The organism is Anoxybacillus flavithermus (genome assembly GCF_002742685.1).
GTDB lineage: Bacteria > Bacillota > Bacilli > Bacillales > Anoxybacillaceae > Anoxybacillus > Anoxybacillus flavithermus_E.
In genome coordinates this window covers 15,822-33,634 of the sequence record NZ_PEDM01000012.1, presented here as the reverse complement: position 1 = coordinate 33,634, position 17,813 = coordinate 15,822, and the positions used below count along the sequence as shown (strand labels likewise).

19 protein-coding genes and 2 tRNA genes are annotated in these 17,813 nt (G+C 40.3%); 1 reads left to right on the top strand and 20 read right to left on the bottom strand.

Translation table 11 applies throughout. The features are described 5' to 3' along the window. Position 1: 1 nt before the first annotated feature. The 15 genes from walK to CS060_RS07250 form a co-directional block, all read right to left on the bottom strand. Positions 2 to 1,816, bottom strand: coding sequence for a cell wall metabolism sensor histidine kinase WalK (gene walK, locus CS060_RS07320; RefSeq protein ID WP_035049298.1), 1,815 nt, complete (start codon positions 1,814 to 1,816; stop codon positions 2 to 4). Between the two features lie 4 nt (positions 1,817 to 1,820). Beyond that, positions 1,821 to 2,525 carry a response regulator YycF gene (yycF, locus tag CS060_RS07315; RefSeq protein ID WP_032101636.1) on the bottom strand — a complete coding sequence of 235 codons (705 nt, stop codon included), beginning with the start codon at positions 2,523 to 2,525 and terminating at the stop codon, positions 1,821 to 1,823. A gap of 100 nt (positions 2,526 to 2,625) precedes the next feature. Next, positions 2,626 to 2,698 (bottom strand) — tRNA-Phe (locus tag CS060_RS07310). A gap of 450 nt (positions 2,699 to 3,148) precedes the next feature. Beyond that, positions 3,149 to 3,224 (bottom strand) — tRNA-Asp (locus CS060_RS07305). A 98-nt stretch (positions 3,225 to 3,322) separates the two neighbouring features. Beyond that, positions 3,323 to 4,609, bottom strand: a complete 1,287-nt coding sequence (locus CS060_RS07300; protein WP_035049296.1) for an adenylosuccinate synthase — start codon at positions 4,607 to 4,609, stop codon at positions 3,323 to 3,325. A gap of 115 nt (positions 4,610 to 4,724) precedes the next feature. Further along, a complete protein-coding gene (gene dnaB, locus CS060_RS07295; protein ID WP_035049294.1) occupies positions 4,725 to 6,089 on the bottom strand; it encodes a replicative DNA helicase in 1,365 nt (454 codons plus the stop codon). 77 nt (positions 6,090 to 6,166) lie between these two features. After that, complete coding sequence (gene rplI, locus CS060_RS07290; protein ID WP_035049291.1) at positions 6,167 to 6,616, bottom strand: 50S ribosomal protein L9; 450 nt, start codon at positions 6,614 to 6,616, stop codon at positions 6,167 to 6,169. After that, on the bottom strand, positions 6,613 to 8,586 hold the full coding sequence (locus CS060_RS07285; protein ID WP_099668823.1) for a DHH family phosphoesterase: 1,974 nt from the start codon (positions 8,584 to 8,586) through the stop codon (positions 6,613 to 6,615). The genes rplI and CS060_RS07285 overlap by 4 nt, the downstream gene beginning before the upstream one ends. A 21-nt stretch (positions 8,587 to 8,607) precedes the next feature. Next, positions 8,608 to 9,540, bottom strand: a complete 933-nt coding sequence (locus CS060_RS07280) for a YybS family protein (protein ID WP_035049289.1) — start codon at positions 9,538 to 9,540, stop codon at positions 8,608 to 8,610. Between the two features lie 61 nt (positions 9,541 to 9,601). Beyond that, positions 9,602 to 9,838, bottom strand: coding sequence for a 30S ribosomal protein S18 (gene rpsR / locus CS060_RS07275; RefSeq protein ID WP_003397568.1), 237 nt, complete (start codon positions 9,836 to 9,838; stop codon positions 9,602 to 9,604). A gap of 32 nt (positions 9,839 to 9,870) precedes the next feature. After that, positions 9,871 to 10,362: a single-stranded DNA-binding protein gene (gene ssb / locus CS060_RS07270; protein WP_009361076.1), complete on the bottom strand. Its 492-nt coding sequence runs from the start codon at positions 10,360 to 10,362 to the stop codon at positions 9,871 to 9,873. A 26-nt stretch (positions 10,363 to 10,388) separates the two neighbouring features. After that, positions 10,389 to 10,676 carry a 30S ribosomal protein S6 gene (gene rpsF / locus CS060_RS07265; RefSeq protein WP_009361077.1) on the bottom strand — a complete coding sequence of 96 codons (288 nt, stop codon included), beginning with the start codon at positions 10,674 to 10,676 and terminating at the stop codon, positions 10,389 to 10,391. A gap of 104 nt (positions 10,677 to 10,780) precedes the next feature. Then, positions 10,781 to 11,881, bottom strand: coding sequence for a redox-regulated ATPase YchF (gene ychF, locus CS060_RS07260; RefSeq protein WP_035049287.1), 1,101 nt, complete (start codon positions 11,879 to 11,881; stop codon positions 10,781 to 10,783). Between the two features lie 20 nt (positions 11,882 to 11,901). Next, on the bottom strand, positions 11,902 to 12,078 hold the full coding sequence (locus CS060_RS07255) for a DUF951 domain-containing protein (protein WP_006321132.1): 177 nt from the start codon (positions 12,076 to 12,078) through the stop codon (positions 11,902 to 11,904). A 41-nt stretch (positions 12,079 to 12,119) separates the two neighbouring features. Beyond that, positions 12,120 to 12,995: a mechanosensitive ion channel family protein gene (locus tag CS060_RS07250; protein ID WP_035049285.1), complete on the bottom strand. Its 876-nt coding sequence runs from the start codon at positions 12,993 to 12,995 to the stop codon at positions 12,120 to 12,122. A gap of 181 nt (positions 12,996 to 13,176) precedes the next feature. On the opposite strand from CS060_RS07250, the gene yyaC reads away from it, so the two are divergent. Then, positions 13,177 to 13,767, top strand: coding sequence for a spore protease YyaC (yyaC, locus tag CS060_RS07245; protein WP_052025609.1), 591 nt, complete (start codon positions 13,177 to 13,179; stop codon positions 13,765 to 13,767). On the opposite strand, the gene CS060_RS07240 is transcribed toward yyaC, so the two are convergent. From CS060_RS07240 to rsmG, 5 genes are all read right to left on the bottom strand, one after another. Then, on the bottom strand, positions 13,756 to 14,463 hold the full coding sequence (locus tag CS060_RS07240) for a DUF554 domain-containing protein (RefSeq protein WP_035049282.1): 708 nt from the start codon (positions 14,461 to 14,463) through the stop codon (positions 13,756 to 13,758). The genes yyaC and CS060_RS07240 overlap by 12 nt on opposite strands. A 17-nt stretch (positions 14,464 to 14,480) precedes the next feature. After that, positions 14,481 to 15,344 carry a ParB/RepB/Spo0J family partition protein gene (locus tag CS060_RS07235; protein ID WP_099668822.1) on the bottom strand — a complete coding sequence of 288 codons (864 nt, stop codon included), beginning with the start codon at positions 15,342 to 15,344 and terminating at the stop codon, positions 14,481 to 14,483. After that, positions 15,337 to 16,098 carry a ParA family protein gene (locus CS060_RS07230; protein ID WP_035049279.1) on the bottom strand — a complete coding sequence of 254 codons (762 nt, stop codon included), beginning with the start codon at positions 16,096 to 16,098 and terminating at the stop codon, positions 15,337 to 15,339. Before CS060_RS07230 ends, CS060_RS07235 begins: the two co-directional genes overlap by 8 nt. A 101-nt stretch (positions 16,099 to 16,199) precedes the next feature. Continuing rightward, complete coding sequence (gene noc / locus CS060_RS07225) at positions 16,200 to 17,051, bottom strand: nucleoid occlusion protein (RefSeq protein WP_035049276.1); 852 nt, start codon at positions 17,049 to 17,051, stop codon at positions 16,200 to 16,202. A gap of 35 nt (positions 17,052 to 17,086) precedes the next feature. Then, positions 17,087 to 17,800 (bottom strand): 16S rRNA (guanine(527)-N(7))-methyltransferase RsmG, encoded by a 714-nt coding sequence (rsmG, locus tag CS060_RS07220; protein ID WP_035049273.1) that lies wholly within the window; start codon positions 17,798 to 17,800, stop codon positions 17,087 to 17,089. Between the last annotated feature and the right edge of the window lie 13 nt (positions 17,801 to 17,813).

The following is a 17,813-nucleotide window of genomic DNA, read 5'->3' as shown; positions in this document are numbered from 1 at the left end:
TTCATCCTTTTTTCTGTTGTTCAATCGGCAAAGTAAAGTAAATGGTTGTCCCTTTTCTTTCTTGGCTTTCGGCCCAAATACGTCCGCCATGTGCGACGACAACTTCTTTTGCAATGGCAAGACCTAGTCCTGTTCCACCAAGTTTACGTGAGCGTGCCTTGTCGACACGGTAAAAGCGCTCAAAAATTTTGGATAAATCTGATTTTGGAATGCCGACACCCTCATCTTTTACACTTACTTCGATATGATCCTCTTTTTTCTTCACACGAAACGTAATTTTTCCTCCTTGAGGAGAGTATTTTAAGGCGTTTGAAATAATATTATCAAGCACTTGGGTAATTTTATCTTCATCCATATACACAATCATTTTCTCATCTGGAAAGTCTCGAACGAATGACACGTTTTCTTTTTTTGTTAATTCAAATCGATCAATGACTTTATGGAAATATGGGATAAAATGTACGCGTGTTTTTTTCAATTTGTAGTCTTTACTGTCGAGCTTAGAAAGCTGCAACAAATCGTTGACGAGACGAATCATTCGTTCTGTTTCATTTTGTGTCACTTCAATAAACCGTGGGGCAATTTCCTCATCGCGCCATGCCCCGTCTGCGAGCGCCTCTAAATAACTGCGCATTGTCGTCAATGGTGTCCGTAGTTCATGTGATACATTGGCAACGAATTCTCGACGATCACGGTCAATTTTCTCGTGTTCTGTAATATCGTGCAATACAACGATTAAACCGTTTACAAACCCTTTTTCTTTTTGAATAACAGATAAAGAGGCGCGTAAAATGTACATTTCGTCTTCTGTACTAAAATCTAAAATTAATGTTTCACGTTCTTCCATTAACGTTTCAAACGTATATTGTTCGTCTAATCCTAATACCGTTACAATCGGTGCCGAAAGCACTGTTTCACGTGAAACATTTAAAATGTTTAGCGCAGCGTCGTTAATTAAAATGATTCTTCCCTTTCGATCTGTTGCAATTACACCATCCGTCATATGCGTTAATACTGATTCTAACTTGCGGCGCTCTCCTTCGGTCGTCGCTTGCGCTTCTTGCAATTTTTTCGTTAAGTTGTTAAAGCTAAGCGCAAGTTGCCCAATTTCATCGTATCCGTATACTTTTACTTTTCTGGAAAAATTCCCTTTCGCCATCGCTAATGCTTGTTTACGCATATCTGAAATCGGACGTGTAATCGTTTGTGCTAATAAAATGCCTAATAGAGCTGTAATGGCTAAGGCAATGCCTGTTCCTGTCGCTAAAATATTATTAATTTGCCTCATTTGTGCAAAAACATTTTCCATCGAAGCAATCACATAAATTGCCCCTTTAATTTCATTTTTCACTTTAATAGGCGTAGAAGAAATATACATGCGATGACCTGTTTTTGGGTCAACAAGCATTTTTTCTGTCATTTCGCCCGCCACTAATGTTCGTTTAATTAATAAATCTGTCGTCCGCTTTCCTACAATATTTTGATTATACGGATTTGATGTTCCTAATACTTTACTTTTATGATCAATGACGCGCACTTCAGAAATATCTTGCGAAACGAAATCTTGTAAAATGGTGCGAATTTCTTCTTCTATGGTCGGGCTTTTTTTATCACGCTCTTTATTCATTTCTTGTTCAATGTTATAAGCAAGTAAAATGACACGCTCGTTTAATGAGTTTTTAAAGTTTTCAACGAGTTGCGCTTCCAATTGGCGCACGAAATAAGCCCCGATAATTTGCATGGCGATTAAAATAAGCAAAATGTAAATCAAGGCAAATTTTACGTGAATCGATTGAAATATGCTGACCTTTCTCATGCGGTTACTCCTGTTCCGGATTTCGTAAATAATATCCTACCCCACGTCTTGTCACAATCCATGTTGGATGCGAAGGGTTGTCCTCAATTTTTTCACGCAAACGTCGAACAGTTACATCGACAGTGCGCACATCACCAAAATAGTCGTATCCCCATACTGTTTGCAGTAAATGTTCACGCGTCATCACTTGTCCAATATGTTTTGCTAAATAGTGAAGAAGTTCAAATTCCCGATGTGTTAGCTCAATCTGCTCTCCTCGTTTCGATACAGTATAAGCATCTGGATGGATAGTGAGCGAGCCGATTTTTATTTCACTCATTTCTTTTACATCTTGTTCCTGTCTTTGTTGATGACGCCGTAAATTAGCTTTGACACGCGCTAACAGTTCACGTGTGCTAAATGGTTTCGTAACATAATCGTCTGCACCAAGTTCTAGCCCAAGCACTTTATCAATTTCGGAATCTTTCGCTGTCAACATAATGATCGGCATATCGTATTTTTTACGAATTTCGCGGCATACTTCCATACCATCTTTTTGCGGAAGCATAATATCTAATAAAATTAAATCCGGTTGAATATCTTCTACTTTTTGCAGCGCTTCTACACCGTCATATGCACAATGTACGTCGTATCCTTCTTTTCTTAAATTAAATTGCAAAATATCAGCAATCGGCTTTTCATCATCGACAACTAAAATTTTTTTCTCCATGTATATTCACTCCCCCAAAAGGCATATTTACATATAGTGTACCATGTCACCATTATAAAACAAAAAAGCATAGACACATATACGTATCTATGCTTGCAAGTGGCTCGGGACGGAATCGAACCGCCGACACAAGGATTTTCAGTCCTTTGCTCTACCGACTGAGCTACCGAGCCATATGAATTGTAGCTTTACACTTTATTTATTCAAAAACCAAACGTCCTTCGTCCCGCTCTCCGTTCGCTTATTCAAGATGCAGTTCGAGCGGTACGCTGAGGCCTTGACAAAGAAGCAAATTCGAACGTGCTCTACCGACTGAGCTACCGAGCCATATCGATTGTAACTTCATACTCCATTTATTCGAAAACAACACGTCCTTCGTCCCGCTCTCCATTCGCTTATTCAAGATGCAGTTCGAGCGGTACGCTGAGGCCTTGACAAAGAAGCAAATTCGAACGTGCTCTACCGACTGAGCTACCGAGCCATATCGATTGTAACTTCATACTCCATTTATTCGAAAACAACACGTCCTTCGTCCCGCTCTCCATTCGCTTATTCAAGATGCAGTTCGAGCGGTACGCTGAGGCCTTGACAAAGAAGCAAATTCGAACGTGCTAATAAAAAAATGGCGGTTCCGACGGGATTCGAACCCGCGATCTCCTGCGTGACAGGCAGGCATGTTAACCCCTACACCACGGAACCACATTTCAACAGACATTTATTACTATACTATATAAATAAAAATAAAACAATAGTTTTTTCAAAAAAACACGTCGATGAGCAAATCATCGACGTGTTTTTTATGCATACACATTGCGGACAACATTCGTTTGAGAACGGTCTGGTCCGACAGAGAAAATAGAAAGCGGAATACCCGTCAATTGCGAAATGCGCTCAACGTAACGACGTGCGTTAGCTGGAAGCTCAGCTAAACTTTTTACACTTGTAATATCTTCTGTCCATCCCGGCAATTCTTCGTATACTGGCTCACATTCCGCTAGCACTTTTAAGCTCGCAGGGAACTCTTCTATGATCTGTCCTTTATATCGATAAGCGACGCAAATTTTTAACGTCTCAATACCTGTTAATACATCGATTGAGTTTAAAGATAAATCTGTAATCCCACTAACTCGGCGTGCATGACGAACAACAACACTATCAAACCAACCGACACGGCGTGGACGTCCGGTTGTCGTTCCGTATTCGCGACCTACTTCACGAATACGATCGCCAATCTCATTGTTTAACTCCGTTGGAAACGGACCGTCACCGACACGTGTTGTATATGCTTTAGCTACACCAACAACATGTTTAATTTTTGTTGGGCCAACACCTGCACCAATCGTTACCCCACCAGCCACAGGATTTGACGACGTAACAAATGGATACGTACCTTGGTCAATATCTAACATAACGCCTTGGGCACCTTCAAATAAAACACGGCGGCCTTCATCAAGCGCATCGTTTAATACGACAGATGTGTCACAAACATATTTCGCAATTTGCTGCCCATATTCGTAATATTCATCAAGAATGTGTTCTAATTTAAATCCTTCAACACCGTACACTTTTTCAAAAAGTACGTTTTTCTCCGCTAAATTACGGGCTAATTTTTCTTCAAATACTTCGCGGTCAAGCAAATCTGCAATGCGAATGCCGACACGCGCGGCCTTATCCATATAAGCGGGGCCAATTCCTTTTTTCGTCGTCCCAATTTTATTAGCCCCTTTTCTTTCTTCTTCTACTTCATCTAGCTTTAAATGATAAGGCAAAATGACGTGCGCACGGTTGCTAATGCGTAAATTGTCTGTACTTACACCACGCTCATGTAAATATGCTAATTCTTGCACGAGCGCTTTCGGATCAACAACCATTCCATTTCCAATCACACAAATTTTATCTTTATAAAAAATGCCAGAAGGTATTAAATGTAATTTATACTTTTCGCCGTTAAATACAATCGTATGTCCAGCGTTATTTCCACCTTGATATCGTGCAATCACTTCCGCATGTTGTGATAAAAAATCTGTAATTTTTCCTTTTCCCTCATCGCCCCATTGTGTCCCAACAACAACAACTGAAGACATAGCGAGCACCTCCGCTTCATCAATTCCAAACATAGTAAGTGTACCAAATCAACTATGAAAAATCAATAAAAAACCGAACATTTATATGTTTGTCTATTATTTTTATTCGTATAAATTATGCTCCTGATGGAACGTTCGTATCATCGAAGCGGCGCTCTAAGTTCACAAACTTGTTATACTCTTTTACAAAAGCAAGTTGCACTGTACCAACAGGACCGTTCCGTTGTTTTGCAATGATAATTTCAATGATATTTTTGTTTTCTGATTCTTTATCGTAATAATCATCACGATATAAAAAAGCCACAATATCCGCGTCTTGTTCAATACTTCCCGATTCCCGCAAGTCAGACATCATCGGACGTTTATCTTGACGTTGCTCGACACTACGGGAAAGCTGAGATAAAGCAATGACAGGAACATCTAATTCACGAGCTAACGCTTTTAGCGAGCGGGAAATTTCTGATACTTCTTGTTGACGATTTTCACGATTGCGTCCACTTCCTTGAATGAGCTGCAAGTAGTCGATCAATATCATACCAAGTCCTTGTTCTTGTTTTAGACGACGACATTTGGCACGAATTTCACTAACACGAATGTTCGGTGTATCGTCAATAAAAATACCGGCATTTGACAGACTTCCCATCGCCATCGTTAACTTTCCCCAATCTTCTGGCGTCAGTTTACCGGTTCGTAAGTTTTGGGCGTTAATGTTTCCTTCTGCGCAAAGCATACGCATGACGAGTTGTTGCGCTCCCATTTCTAAGCTAAAAATCGCCACGTTCTCACCCGTGCGCGTCGCCACATTTTGAGCAATATTTAATGCAAACGCCGTTTTTCCAACAGATGGACGAGCCGCAACAATAATAAAATCGCTTCGTTGAAATCCTGCTGTCATCCGATCAAGTTCAATAAACCCTGTTGGAATTCCAGTAATTTCACCTTTTCGATTATGGAGCATTTCGATGTTGTCATATGCTTGAACAAGCACATCTTTTATATTTTGAAATCCGCTCGTATTTTTTCGTTGCGATACTTCTAAAATTTTTCGCTCCGCTTCATTTAACACATCGTCTACTTCATCTTCCCGCGTATAACCGTCTTGAGCAATCGATGTAGCCGTGCGAATTAAACGGCGCAAAATAGATTTTTCTTCTACAATTTTTGCATAATAATGCACATTGGCCGCTGTTGGAACAGCATTTGCAAGCTCTGTTAAATATGAAACGCCTCCTACTTCTTCAAGCGCATTTGCATCTGCTAGTTCCGATGTAACTGTCACGAGATCAACGGGTTCGCCACGATCAGATAGTTGTAACATCGTTCGGAAAATTTTTTGATGGGCCGCTCGATAAAAATCTTCGGGAATTAATATTTCTGAAGCGGTTGTGAGCGCGGATGGCTCTAATAAAATTGCTCCGAGCACAGCTTGTTCAGCTTCGATATTTTGTGGGGGGAGTCGATCAGCAAATATGTCTGTCATGTACGCTCACCGTCCTTTCTCATAAGAAAAATGTGATTATATGCGCGGAAAAAAATCCGGCATAAAATCACATTTCATTACTTTTGCTCTTGTACATGTACTTTTAATGTCGCAGTCACTTCTGGATGAAGCTTAACCGGTACATTCGTATATCCGAGCGCTCGAATGGCATCATCTAGTTCGATTTTTCGTTTATCAATTTTAATATCATGTTGTTGCTGGAGCGCTTCAGCAATTTGTTTGCTTGTGATGGAACCGAATAAACGACCTCCCTCACCAGCTTTCGCAAACAATTCAACAGTTAACGTATCCATTTTTTCTTTCAATTGTTTTGCGCGGGCTAATTCTTCTTCCGCTTCTTTCTTTTGTTTATTTTTTTGCGCTTCTAACGCTTTTAAGTTCGCCGTCGTTGCTTCAACCGCAAGCCCTTGTTTAAATAAAAAGTTTTGTGCATAACCATCGGCAACGTTTTTTACTTCTCCTTTTTTCCCTTTTCCTTTCACGTCTTTTAAAAAGATCACTTTCATGTTTCTTTACCTCCTTCAATATATTCTCGAATAGCTGCTCGCAATCGTTTTTCCGCTTCGTCAATCGTTACATTGGCAAGCTGAGTCGCCGCATTCGTTAAATGGCCTCCGCCATCAAGTTTTTCCATAATTAACTGAACGTTGACATCTCCTAATGAACGAGCGCTAATTCCAATCGTTTGATCGTTTCGCTTCGAGATAACAAACGAAGCGACAACGCCATGCAAAGATAATAACGTATCGGCTGCTTGAGCGATTAAAACGGGATCATACGTTTCGTTCACATTTCCTTTCGCAATCGCAAAACCGTGCTCATCAATGATAGCGTTCTCAATTATTTTAGCACGTTTAATGTAATGCTCCATATTTTCTTTTAACAATTTTTGGACAAGTGTTGTATCCGCCCCTTGCGCCCGTAAATATGAAGCGGCATCAAACGTTCGTGATCCTGTGCGCAACGTAAAACTTTTCGTATCTACGACAATACCAGCTAATAAAGCTGTCGCCTCAAGCATAGAAAGCTTCGAACGTTTCGGTTGATATTCCAGCAATTCTGTCACTAATTCTGACGTTGATGACGCATATGGTTCCATATAAACGAGAATCGGATCTTGAATGAATTCTTCACCGCGACGATGATGGTCAATAACTACAACCCGATCTAGTCGCAATAATAGCCGCTCTTCAATGACAAGGGAAGGTTTATGCGTATCGACGACAACAAGCAACGTATCTTCTGTCGCTAACTCTAATGCTTGCTCAGGGGAAATAAAGCGAGACCAAAGTTCCGTCTGCTTTTTGACTTCCTCAAGCAACCGTTGTACCCCAGAATCAATGCGGCTCGAATCAATAATAATAAACGCTTCTTTTTGATTCATTTGGGCGACTTTTAAAATACCGATGGCCGCACCAATGGCGTCCATATCGGGATATTTATGTCCCATAATAAACACTTGTTCACTCTCTAAAATGAGCTCTTTTAGCGCATGTGATATGACGCGGGCTCGAACCCTTGTCCGTTTTTCCATTGGGTTTGTTTTCCCACCGTAAAATTTCACTTTGCCATTTGGTTGTTTAATCGCTACTTGGTCGCCACCACGTCCAAGCGCTAAATCTAAACTAGACTGAGCCAATGCCCCTAATTCCGGCAAAGAAGGAGAATTTGTTCCAATCCCGATACTTAACGTTAACGGCACGTGATTTTTCGCTGTTTGTTCTCGCACTTCATCTAAAACAGAAAATTTATTTTTCTCTAGCTGTTGTAAAATATGTTCATTTAACACAGCCACAAATCGATCGGACGACGTCCGTTTTAAAAATAACCCATATTCGCTCGCCCATCTGTTTAAAATGGACGTCACTTGACTATTGAGCTGGCTTTTTGTTTGATCGTCCATTCCTTGCGTTACATCATCGTAATTGTCGAGAAAAATGACTCCTAATACGATTTTTTCTTGCTCGTATTTTTTCTCTAGCTCTGCTTGTTCAGTAATGTCAAAAAAGTAAAGTAACCGCTCTTCTCGACGAATAATTACTTTAAACGTTCGATCATGTAACGTAATGACTTCTTCTGTTGCCTCTTTTTTCATTAACGGAACGAGTTGCTCAGCAACATCATATAACGATTGGCCAACTAACGTATCCACTCCAAAACAAGAAGATAAAAAAGTGTTTGTCCACTCAATTTCTAGCTCATCGTTAATGAGCATGATACCAATCGGCATCCCCATTAACGCTTCTTCCCCAACTTTTTTAATGCGGTAAGAAAGAGTAGAAATATAATCTTCAATTTCCTCTTGAGCGACTTTATACGATCGAAATACGTGAAATAACGTAGGTCCAAGGAGCACAGCAGCAACTATCCCAATCATCCATTGAAAGTACGTCACGATGACGAGCAATATGAACGTAATACCGATTAAAACATACAAGGGATAGCGATGCCTCTGCTTTTCATATAAACCGGACATGAACGTCAGCTCCTTGCGTCATTAATCTTTCAGCTTCTTTCGCAAATCAAATCCTAAATCAATTATACCTAATATTCGCACGAGGTGAAGTAAAAAAGGGAAAAATAGTGATAGAACAACAATCGCAATAGCTCCTTTACGCCCAATATTTTTTTGATGCATCCAATAAAAAATGAACGAAAATCCTTGAATGGTCATAAGTAGCTGTAAAATTTGAAACAAATTAAGCAACGCAACATACAGAAATGAACCGCGCTCGATTGGAAAAAATAACAAAATCATAACCACTAAATAATACCATAACAAACTTTTCGGTAAAACAAGCTCGCGAAACGGTTGCCAATTACCAATCGGCATGTTTAATCGTTTTAAAATGGGCAAGGTAGCTTGTTGAGTAATCCAAGCAAAACATGCGGCAGCAAAAACGAATGCGGTCGGTAATAAATCAATGACGACGTCCATTGTTTGTTTCATCGTTTTTTCAAATTGGTCGTTCGCTGGTTGTCCGATTTTTTCTAATATGTTTTGTGCACTTTGAAACGATTGTTGCATCATTTCTTCAATTTGTTTACCAATGTGAATGTCAAAAAATAAAACAGAACCCGCATAAATGATGATCATGCTGACTAAAAAAGAGAGCGTACCAACAAGCAAAACGGCGTATTTTCCACCGTGTTTTCGCCACACATGCCCCATGACCACTCCACTACTTGCAAACATAAACGTCATCGGAACAGAGAAAAGTGAACCGAACCAAATGGATGGAATAAATGATGCAGCAAGTAAAAACAAGCCGTTTTTATATGTATGGCGCATCGTAAATAAAAGAAACGGAATTGCCAAAAAAAATGTTGTAACCATTCCAAACACCGGCATATATAAACTAAGTAAAAGGAGCACTGTGAAAATAGCAAGTTGCACAGCTCCTTCTGTTAATACACGTGCGTTTTTCACTTTTTTCCCTCCTTGAAAGCAAAAAGCAGTAAGGCTCTGTCCCCCTTACTGCTTTTTCTTTTTATTCGCCCGCAACGTATGGTAATAAAGCCATTTGACGAGCACGTTTGATCGCAATTGTTAATTTACGTTGATATTTTGCGCTCGTACCTGTTACGCGACGAGGTAAAATTTTACCACGCTCAGAAATGAATTTCTTTAATGTGTCTACATCTTTGTAGTCGATGTGTGTAATTCCGTTTGCTGTAAAGTAGCAAACTTTACGACGTTTTGTGCGTCCACCTTTACGTCCTGCCATCGTGTATCCTCCTTTCTCCAGATCAATATATATTAAAACGGCAAATCATCATCCGATATGTCGATTGGTTGTCCATCGTTCGCAAATGGATCATCATCAATTCGACTAAATCCGCTGCTACGTCCTTGATTTGGGTTCTGATTCGATCCAAATGGAAACGGCTCGCCATAGCTGCCTGATGCCATGCCACGTTGCTCACCGCCACCTCGCGGCTCTAAAAACTGCACGCTATCGGCGACAACCTCTGTCACATACACTTTTTTTCCTTCTTGGTTTTCATATGATCTCGTTTGAATTCGACCTTCTACTCCAGCTAAACTACCTTTTTTCAAATAGTTCGCCACATTTTCAGCTTGCCGGCGCCAAACGATACAGTTAATAAAATCTGTTTCGCGTTCACCTTGTTGGTTCGTATATGTTCGGTTTACCGCTAGCGTAAACGTGGCAACAGCAACTCCATTTGGAGTATAGCGTAATTCCGGATCTTTCGTCAGTCTTCCGACGAGAATTACGCGATTAATCATCAGAACCACTCCTATTCATGAGGAAATTATTCTTCTTCCTTCACGACGATATGACGAATGATATCTTCGCTGATGCGTGCTAAACGGTCAAATTCTTGAACCGCTGCTGGTTTCGCAACAACGTTTAAAATCATGTAGTAACCGTCACGGAATTTTTCAATTTCATAAGCGAGACGACGCTTACCCCATTCTTTTACGTTTGTAATTTCTGCGCCATTTTCAGTTAACACGTTGTTAAAACGCTCAACAACTGCTTTTCTCGCTTCTTCTTCCATGTTCGGACGGATAATGTACATAATTTCGTACTTTCTCATCACAGTCACCTCCTTTTGGTCTACACGGCTCTTTACAGAGCAAGGAGCAATATATCATTACTCACATTTGATGATTATATCACGAACATTGTTCATATGCAAGATTAGACGTTAAAACGGAAATGAATAATATCGCCATCTTGCACTTCGTAATCTTTGCCTTCCAATCGTACTTTTCCAGCTTCACGAGCAGCCGCCATCGATCCTGCCGCCACTAAATCTTCGTATGATACCGTTTCTGCACGAATAAATCCTCGTTCAAAATCAGAATGAATAATACCTGCACATTGTGGTGCTTTCATTCCTTTTCGGAACGTCCATGCCCGCACTTCCTGTTCACCCGCTGTGAAATACGTAGCGAGCCCAAGCAAACTATATGAGGCACGAATGAGTTGATCTAATCCAGATTGTTCGATGCCGAGCTCTTGTAAAAATAGCTCTTTTTCTTCATCGTCTAACTCTGCCATCTCCGCCTCCACTTTGGCACAAACAACAATGACTTCTGCGTTATCTTCTTTGGCAAATGCTTTTACTTTTTGAACGTACTCGTTACTATTAGGGTCCGTTAAATCTTCTTCTCCAACGTTAGCCACATACAACATTGGCTTGATCGTCAATAAATGTAACTGCTTTACTACTTTCATTTCTTCTTCCGTAAATGAAAGCGTTCTAGCTGGTTTTCCCGCTTCAAACGTTTCTTTTAATCGGCTTAAAATGTCATATTCAAATACTGCTTCTTTATCTTTTTGCTTGGCCATTTTTCCAACGCGATCTATTCGCTTATCTACCGTCTCTAAATCGGCAAAAATAAGTTCTAAGTTAATCGTCTCAATGTCGGCAATTGGGTCTACTTTACCCGCCACGTGTGTGATATTTTCGTCAGCAAAACAGCGCACAACTTGACAAATAGCATCAACTTGACGGATGTGAGATAAAAACTTATTTCCTAATCCTTCACCTTTACTTGCACCTTTCACAATCCCTGCGATATCCGTAAACTCAAATACAGTTGGAACCGTACGTTTCGGATTAAACAAATTCGTCAACGTTTTCAGACGCTCATCTGGTACTTCAACAATGCCAACGTTTGGCTCGATTGTACAAAACGGATAGTTTGCAGACTCAGCACCTGCTTTTGTAATCGCATTAAATAACGTTGATTTTCCGACGTTCGGAAGACCAACAATTCCTGCTGTTAAACCCATAATGAAACTCCTCTCTTCGTCTATTCCTCGTGCTTTACGAGCACTTTTTTCATTTTTTTCTCAAACTCTTTTCGCGGCAGCAATACGCTATGGCCACACCCTTCACATTTGATCCGAATATCCATGCCCATTCGGATAATTTTCCAGCGATTTGTACCGCAAGGATGTTCCTTTTTCATTTCGACGATATCATGCATGCCATACTCTTTATTCAATATAGCACACTCCTTTCCGTTGTTTAAGCACGTTCCGCTTGTTGTTCACGATTATAAAGAACTAAACGAGGAAATGGAATTTCAATTCCACGCTCGTCCAAACGGAGCTTAATCTCTTTTCGCAACGCACGTGCAATATGCCAATGGCGCATCGGCTTTGTTTCACACGTAATCCGCATGACGACTTCAGACGGCCCTAAGTTTTGTACTCCTAGTAATTCCGGTGGACTGACAATGTCTTCATACTTACTTGGCATTTCTTCTAACACTTCGCGAATGACAGCTTCCGCCTTCTCTAGATCGCCTTCATAGGCAATACTTACATCAACGACCGCCACACTATTATTCAAAGAAAAGTTCGTTACTTGTGTAATCGTTCCATTCGGTAAAATGTGCACTTCACCCGTAAAACTTTTCAACTTCGTCGTGCGCAATCCGATTTCTTCAACGTGTCCTTCAAATGTCCCGATGCGTACATAATCTCCAACGGCAAACTGATCTTCAAGGATAATAAAAAATCCTGTGATGATATCGCGGACAAGATTTTGTGCCCCAAATCCGACTGCTAATCCAACGATTCCAGCCCCCGCTAAAATCGCGCGAATATCGACACCTACAGCGTCTAAAATCATCATAAAAGCAATAAAGTAAATAGTATACGTAGCCATATTGTTCAGCAACCGCATTAACGTTGCTTCTCTTCGTTCTGATAACCGAATCGGTGCTTTTTGTCGAACAGCAAAAAACTTCGTAATCGTCAACTTAGCGATTTTTAATAAAATCGACGCGAATAAAATAACGCCCACGATTTTAAACAAACTAGCACCTATTGTAACGAGCCAGTCACCTTCTACCATTTGTTCAACAATACGGACATATATTTTTTTTATTTGCTCCATCCAACCACCTCCATTGTAGCAAAACTACCTATACAAGCTTCTCCTTTTACGCATAAGTTATTGTAACAGTATTTTGTTTACATTTGTAGCACGTGAACTTTCTGTATAGCTAAATGTATATATATTCACATTTTTCCGTATACTGTTACCACGCTATTTAATCGGAGGAGGGAACGGATATATGCAAAACAAATTTTTTTACGACGAACCAAATGCAACATCCCAACTTGCATCATCACTTTTATATTTACTTCCAACTTCCACACATATCCCAATCGTCATCATTTGTATCGGCACGGATCGTTCGACTGGCGATGCACTCGGTCCACTTGTTGGTACGATGCTTGAACAAAAAGGGACATTACCTTTTTATGTGTATGGAACGTTAAAAGATCCGATTCATGCCGTTAATTTAGAAGATAGACTAAAAGACATTCACCAACAACATAAGCACGCATTTATCATCGCTGTCGATGCTTGCCTTGGCCGTGTGAAAAACATCGGGATGGTTACAATTGAAAAGGGCCCATTAAAACCAGGTGCCGCTGTCAATAAAAATCTCCCTTCTGTCGGCGATGCTCACATTACTGGTATTGTCAATGTGAGCGGATTTATGGAATTTTTCGTATTACAAAACACAAGACTTCATCTAGTAATGAGTATGGCGGAAACGATCGCCACAGGTATTTATGAAGCTGGCATACAACTGAAAAAACGCCAGCGGCTTGCATCATTGCAAACAAACGAACTGAAGTATAAACTATCCGAATAACATATGCATAAAAGCAACGATGAATGCATTTACTAAAATGCTTGGTAATAAGTTTGCTACACGAACAGATGTAAGACTTAACATGTTCAATCCAATCGCAACTATTAAAATTCCGCCTGTCGCCGTCGATTCAGCAATAAATGCCTCAAGGGCGCTCGGTGGAATGAATCGATCGATTTGCGTAGCCATTAAGGCGATGGATCCTTGATAAACAACAACAGGAATAGCGGAAAAAATAACGCCGATGCCAAACGTAGCGGTTAAGATGATGCTCGCAAAACCATCTAAAATCGATTTTGTATATAGTACGAGATGATCGCCTCTTAATCCGCTATGTAGTGCACCGACAATGGCCATCGAACCGACGACAAACAGAAGTGTAGCACTCACAAATCCTTTAGAAATCGCCCCTTCTGCGCCATATCCTACTCGTCTTTCCACCCATTTTCCTAGCCTTTCAAGCTTCTCTTCAATATCCCATATTTCCCCCAATACTCCGCCGACAACTAAACTAATAATAACGACTAAAAACTGATCGCTTTCTAACCCCATCTTTACACCAAGAACAACAACGGAAAGCCCAATCCCGTTCATAACCGTCGATTTTATGCGCTCAGGAATATGTCGAAACACAGCACCTAACAGAGCGCCAATAATAATGCATATGCCGTTAACAATCGTACCGAGTAAAGCCAACGTGTGTCACATCCTATTCATCCTTCAATAGATTCATCGTATGCATGTAGCAATTGCAAAATACGTGTCAAATCTTCTTCTGAAAAAAATTCGATTTCAATTTTTCCTTTTTTTCGATGTTTTTTAATGGATACGGACGTTCCTAACCGCTCGCGTAATAACGCTTCGCTTTGCGTTAAAAATATATTTTTCTCTTCTTTCTTTTTCGGTGTTTCACGTGAAACATTTTCGTTCAGTTGTTGAATGAGCGCCTCAAGTTGACGAACATTGAGCGATTGTTGAATAACTCGTTGAATAACCGCTGAAAGTTTCTGCTTGTTTTTTAAGGAAAGTAATGCTCGACCGTGCCCCATCGATAATGTACCTTCTTCAATCATCTGTTGCACATCACTTGGAAGTGAAAGAAGACGAAGATGGTTGGCAATATGCGGACGGCTCTTTCCTAATCGTTTTGCTAGCTCTTCTTGCGTTAATTTGCATTTTGTAAGCAACAACTGATATGCTGTCGCCTCCTCAATCGGATTTAAATCTTCACGCTGTAAATTTTCAAGCAATGCAATTTCCATCATTTTTTCATCCGAAAGTTCACGTACAACGGCTGGGACCGTTTTCAATCCTGCTAATTGTGCCGCTCGAAAACGACGTTCACCTACGACAATTTCATAACCTTTAATTGTTTGACGAACGATAAGTGGCTGGACGATCCCGTGTTCCATAATGGATTGCTTTAATTCTTCTAACGCCTGTTCATGAAATGTTTTACGTGGTTGATATGGATTAGGACGAAGTTGTTGAATATCAATTTCTTGAACCGTTTCCCCTTTTTCTGCTTCCAAGTTAGTAAAAAGAGCGTGAATGCCTTTCCCGAGCCCTTTAGCCATTCGCGATCACCTCTTTCGCAAAATCTGCGTATACTTCCGCTCCCCGCGATTTCGCATCGTACAAAATAATTGGCTTCCCATGACTTGGCGCCTCACTTAACCGAACATTGCGTGGTATAATCGTTTCATACACTTTTTCACGAAAATACTTTTTCACTTCTTGAATGACTTGAATACCAAGATTTGTGCGTGCATCAAACATTGTCAGCAACACACCTTCGATGCGTAAATTTGAATTTAAATGTTTTTGTACGAGACGAATTGTATTTAATAATTGACTAAGTCCTTCCAATGCGTAATATTCACATTGAACAGGGATTAACACTGTATCTGCTGAAGTTAGAGCATTAATCGTTAGCAATCCAAGCGATGGCGGACAGTCAATAATAATAAAATCATACACATCTTTGATTGGGCTTAACGCTTTTTGTAGGCGCACTTCCCTTGAAACAATCGGAACAAGTTCAATTTCGGCACCAGCTAATTGAATAGTAGCGGGAATAATATGCAACCGCTCGATATTTGTCGGGCGAATGACTTGACGCACATCTACTTCCTCAACTAACAAGTCGTATGCGCATTGTTCAATTTCATATTTTTCTACACCAATGCCACTCGTCGCATTTCCTTGCGGGTCGATATCGACAAGTAACGTCTTTTTTCCCATATGTGCTAAACAAGCCGATAAGTTTACGGCTGTTGTCGTTTTGCCAACACCGCCTTTTTGGTTGGCAATCGCAATAATTTTACCCACAACGCTCCCCATCCTTTACCTATAATACTTTTATTGTATCATGAATTTTTCAATATTTTCATATACAAAAAGAAAACCTCATCTTCATTTTGGATGAGGTGTTATTTTTGTTTCTTCGGGATGCGGATTGTAATTTGATAATAGTCTTCAAATTCTTCTTCTTCTGAATCGATCGCGACACCACTATCAGCAACCATCGTCAATGATTGTCGAATCGTATTGACAGCAATACGCATGTCTTTGCTTAACGATTTTCGTTTCGGCTTCGGGCGCTTTCCACCGTCGTTTTCTTCTAACATTTTCGCAACTCGATCTTCTGTCTGTTTCACGTTGAGTTGCTTTTGGACAATTTCTTCAAGCAATTTCAGCTGTTTATCGTAATCTTTTAGCACAATTAAAGCGCGCGCATGGCGTTCTGTAATTTGACGTTGTAACAATGCGTCTTGTACTTCTTGGGGCAGTTTTAATAAACGAAGTTTGTTGGCAATCGTTGACTGTCCTTTTCCAAGTCGCTGTGCTAACGCTTCTTGCGTCAAATTATGCAATTCTAGCAAACGGGCATAGGCGATCGCTTCTTCAATTGGAGTTAGCTCTTCCCGCTGTAAGTTTTCAATTAAAGCAACAGAAGCTGTTTCCGTATCATTCAAATTTTTAATAATGGCAGGTATATCCGTCCAGCCGAGTTTTTGTGCTGCTCGCCATCTTCGTTCCCCAGCAATAATTTCGAACTTCCCATCTTCGCATTCTCGAACGACAATCGGTTGAATCATTCCATGTGTTCGAATCGTTTGAGCAAGTTCGTCAATTTTATCTTCAATAAAAATGGTTCGCGGCTGAAAACGATTTGGAACAATTTGTGAAATGGCGATTCGTTTTATTTCTTCATTCGGTATGACAATTTCTTCTTGCTCTTTTTCACCAAAGCTGAAAAATCGCGAAAAAGGATGCTTCATTTCCCCCTGACACCACCTTTGAGAACTCAAAACATTCATTCAATCGGAAGTTTGTTTGGTACCCCTGGTTTGCGTGGATATTTCTTCGGTGTTTTTCTTCTCTTCTCAACAAAAACGATTGCTCGTTCACTTTCTTCAATCGGCAATAAAAATTTTTCAACTTTCGCCACTTCTCCACCTAGCACACGAATAGCCGTTTTTCCTTGTTCAAGCTCTTCCTGCGCTGATGCACCTTTCATCGCAATAAACGTGCCTCCCGCTTTCACAAGTGGCAAGCAAAGCTCACTTAAGACAGATAAACGTGCAACAGCACGAGCCATGACGACGTCAAACGTCTCACGAACGTTTTTTTGTCCAAACGTCTCCGCGCGATCATGATAAAAAGCTACTCCTTCAAGCCCGAGTTGTGCCGCTAAATGATTCAGAAACGTAATTCGTTTTTGTAATGAATCAACAATTGATACATGTAAGTGAGGAAAGCAAATTTTTAATGGTATGCTTGGAAAACCAGCCCCTGCTCCAACATCGCAAATAGATAAGGGTGGCGAGAAATCGAAATAAAAAGCAGGTGTAATGGAATCAAAAAAATGCTTCAAGTATACGCCTTCTTTGTCTGTGATCGCTGTTAAATTCATTTTCTCGTTCCATTCAACAAGTAAGTGATAATATGTTTCAAATTGAGTAAGTTGTTGAGGAGAAAGTGAAATTCCTTTCTCCTCTAACATTTGTTGAAATACGTTTACATCCATCATTCATCCCTCT

Bases quoted from the DNA above. Each gene is read 5' to 3' on its own strand.
- walK (WP_035049298.1), bottom strand. From the start codon at position 1,816: ATGAGAAAGGTCAGCATATTTCAATCGATTCACGTAAAATTTGCCTTG.
- dnaB (WP_035049294.1), bottom strand. From the start codon at position 6,089: ATGACAGACATATTTGCTGATCGACTCCCCCCACAAAATATCGAAGCT.
- CS060_RS07255 (WP_006321132.1), bottom strand. From the start codon at position 12,078: ATGCATGATATCGTCGAAATGAAAAAGGAACATCCTTGCGGTACAAAT.
- noc (WP_035049276.1), bottom strand. From the start codon at position 17,051: ATGAAGCATCCTTTTTCGCGATTTTTCAGCTTTGGTGAAAAAGAGCAA.
- rsmG (WP_035049273.1), bottom strand. From the start codon at position 17,800: ATGGATGTAAACGTATTTCAACAAATGTTAGAGGAGAAAGGAATTTCA.
- CS060_RS07285 (WP_099668823.1), bottom strand. From the start codon at position 8,586: ATGTCCGGTTTATATGAAAAGCAGAGGCATCGCTATCCCTTGTATGTT.
- ychF (WP_035049287.1), bottom strand. From the start codon at position 11,881: ATGGGTTTAACAGCAGGAATTGTTGGTCTTCCGAACGTCGGAAAATCA.
- ssb (WP_009361076.1), bottom strand. From the start codon at position 10,362: ATGATTAATCGCGTAATTCTCGTCGGAAGACTGACGAAAGATCCGGAA.
- CS060_RS07235 (WP_099668822.1), bottom strand. From the start codon at position 15,344: ATGGCTAAAGGGCTCGGGAAAGGCATTCACGCTCTTTTTACTAACTTG.
- rplI (WP_035049291.1), bottom strand. From the start codon at position 6,616: ATGAAAGTGATCTTTTTAAAAGACGTGAAAGGAAAAGGGAAAAAAGGA.
- yyaC (WP_052025609.1), top strand. From the start codon at position 13,177: ATGCAAAACAAATTTTTTTACGACGAACCAAATGCAACATCCCAACTT.
- CS060_RS07300 (WP_035049296.1), bottom strand. From the start codon at position 4,609: ATGTCTTCAGTTGTTGTTGTTGGGACACAATGGGGCGATGAGGGAAAA.
- CS060_RS07250 (WP_035049285.1), bottom strand. From the start codon at position 12,995: ATGGAGCAAATAAAAAAAATATATGTCCGTATTGTTGAACAAATGGTA.
- rpsR (WP_003397568.1), bottom strand. From the start codon at position 9,838: ATGGCAGGACGTAAAGGTGGACGCACAAAACGTCGTAAAGTTTGCTAC.
- rpsF (WP_009361077.1), bottom strand. From the start codon at position 10,676: ATGAGAAAGTACGAAATTATGTACATTATCCGTCCGAACATGGAAGAA.
- yycF (WP_032101636.1), bottom strand. From the start codon at position 2,525: ATGGAGAAAAAAATTTTAGTTGTCGATGATGAAAAGCCGATTGCTGAT.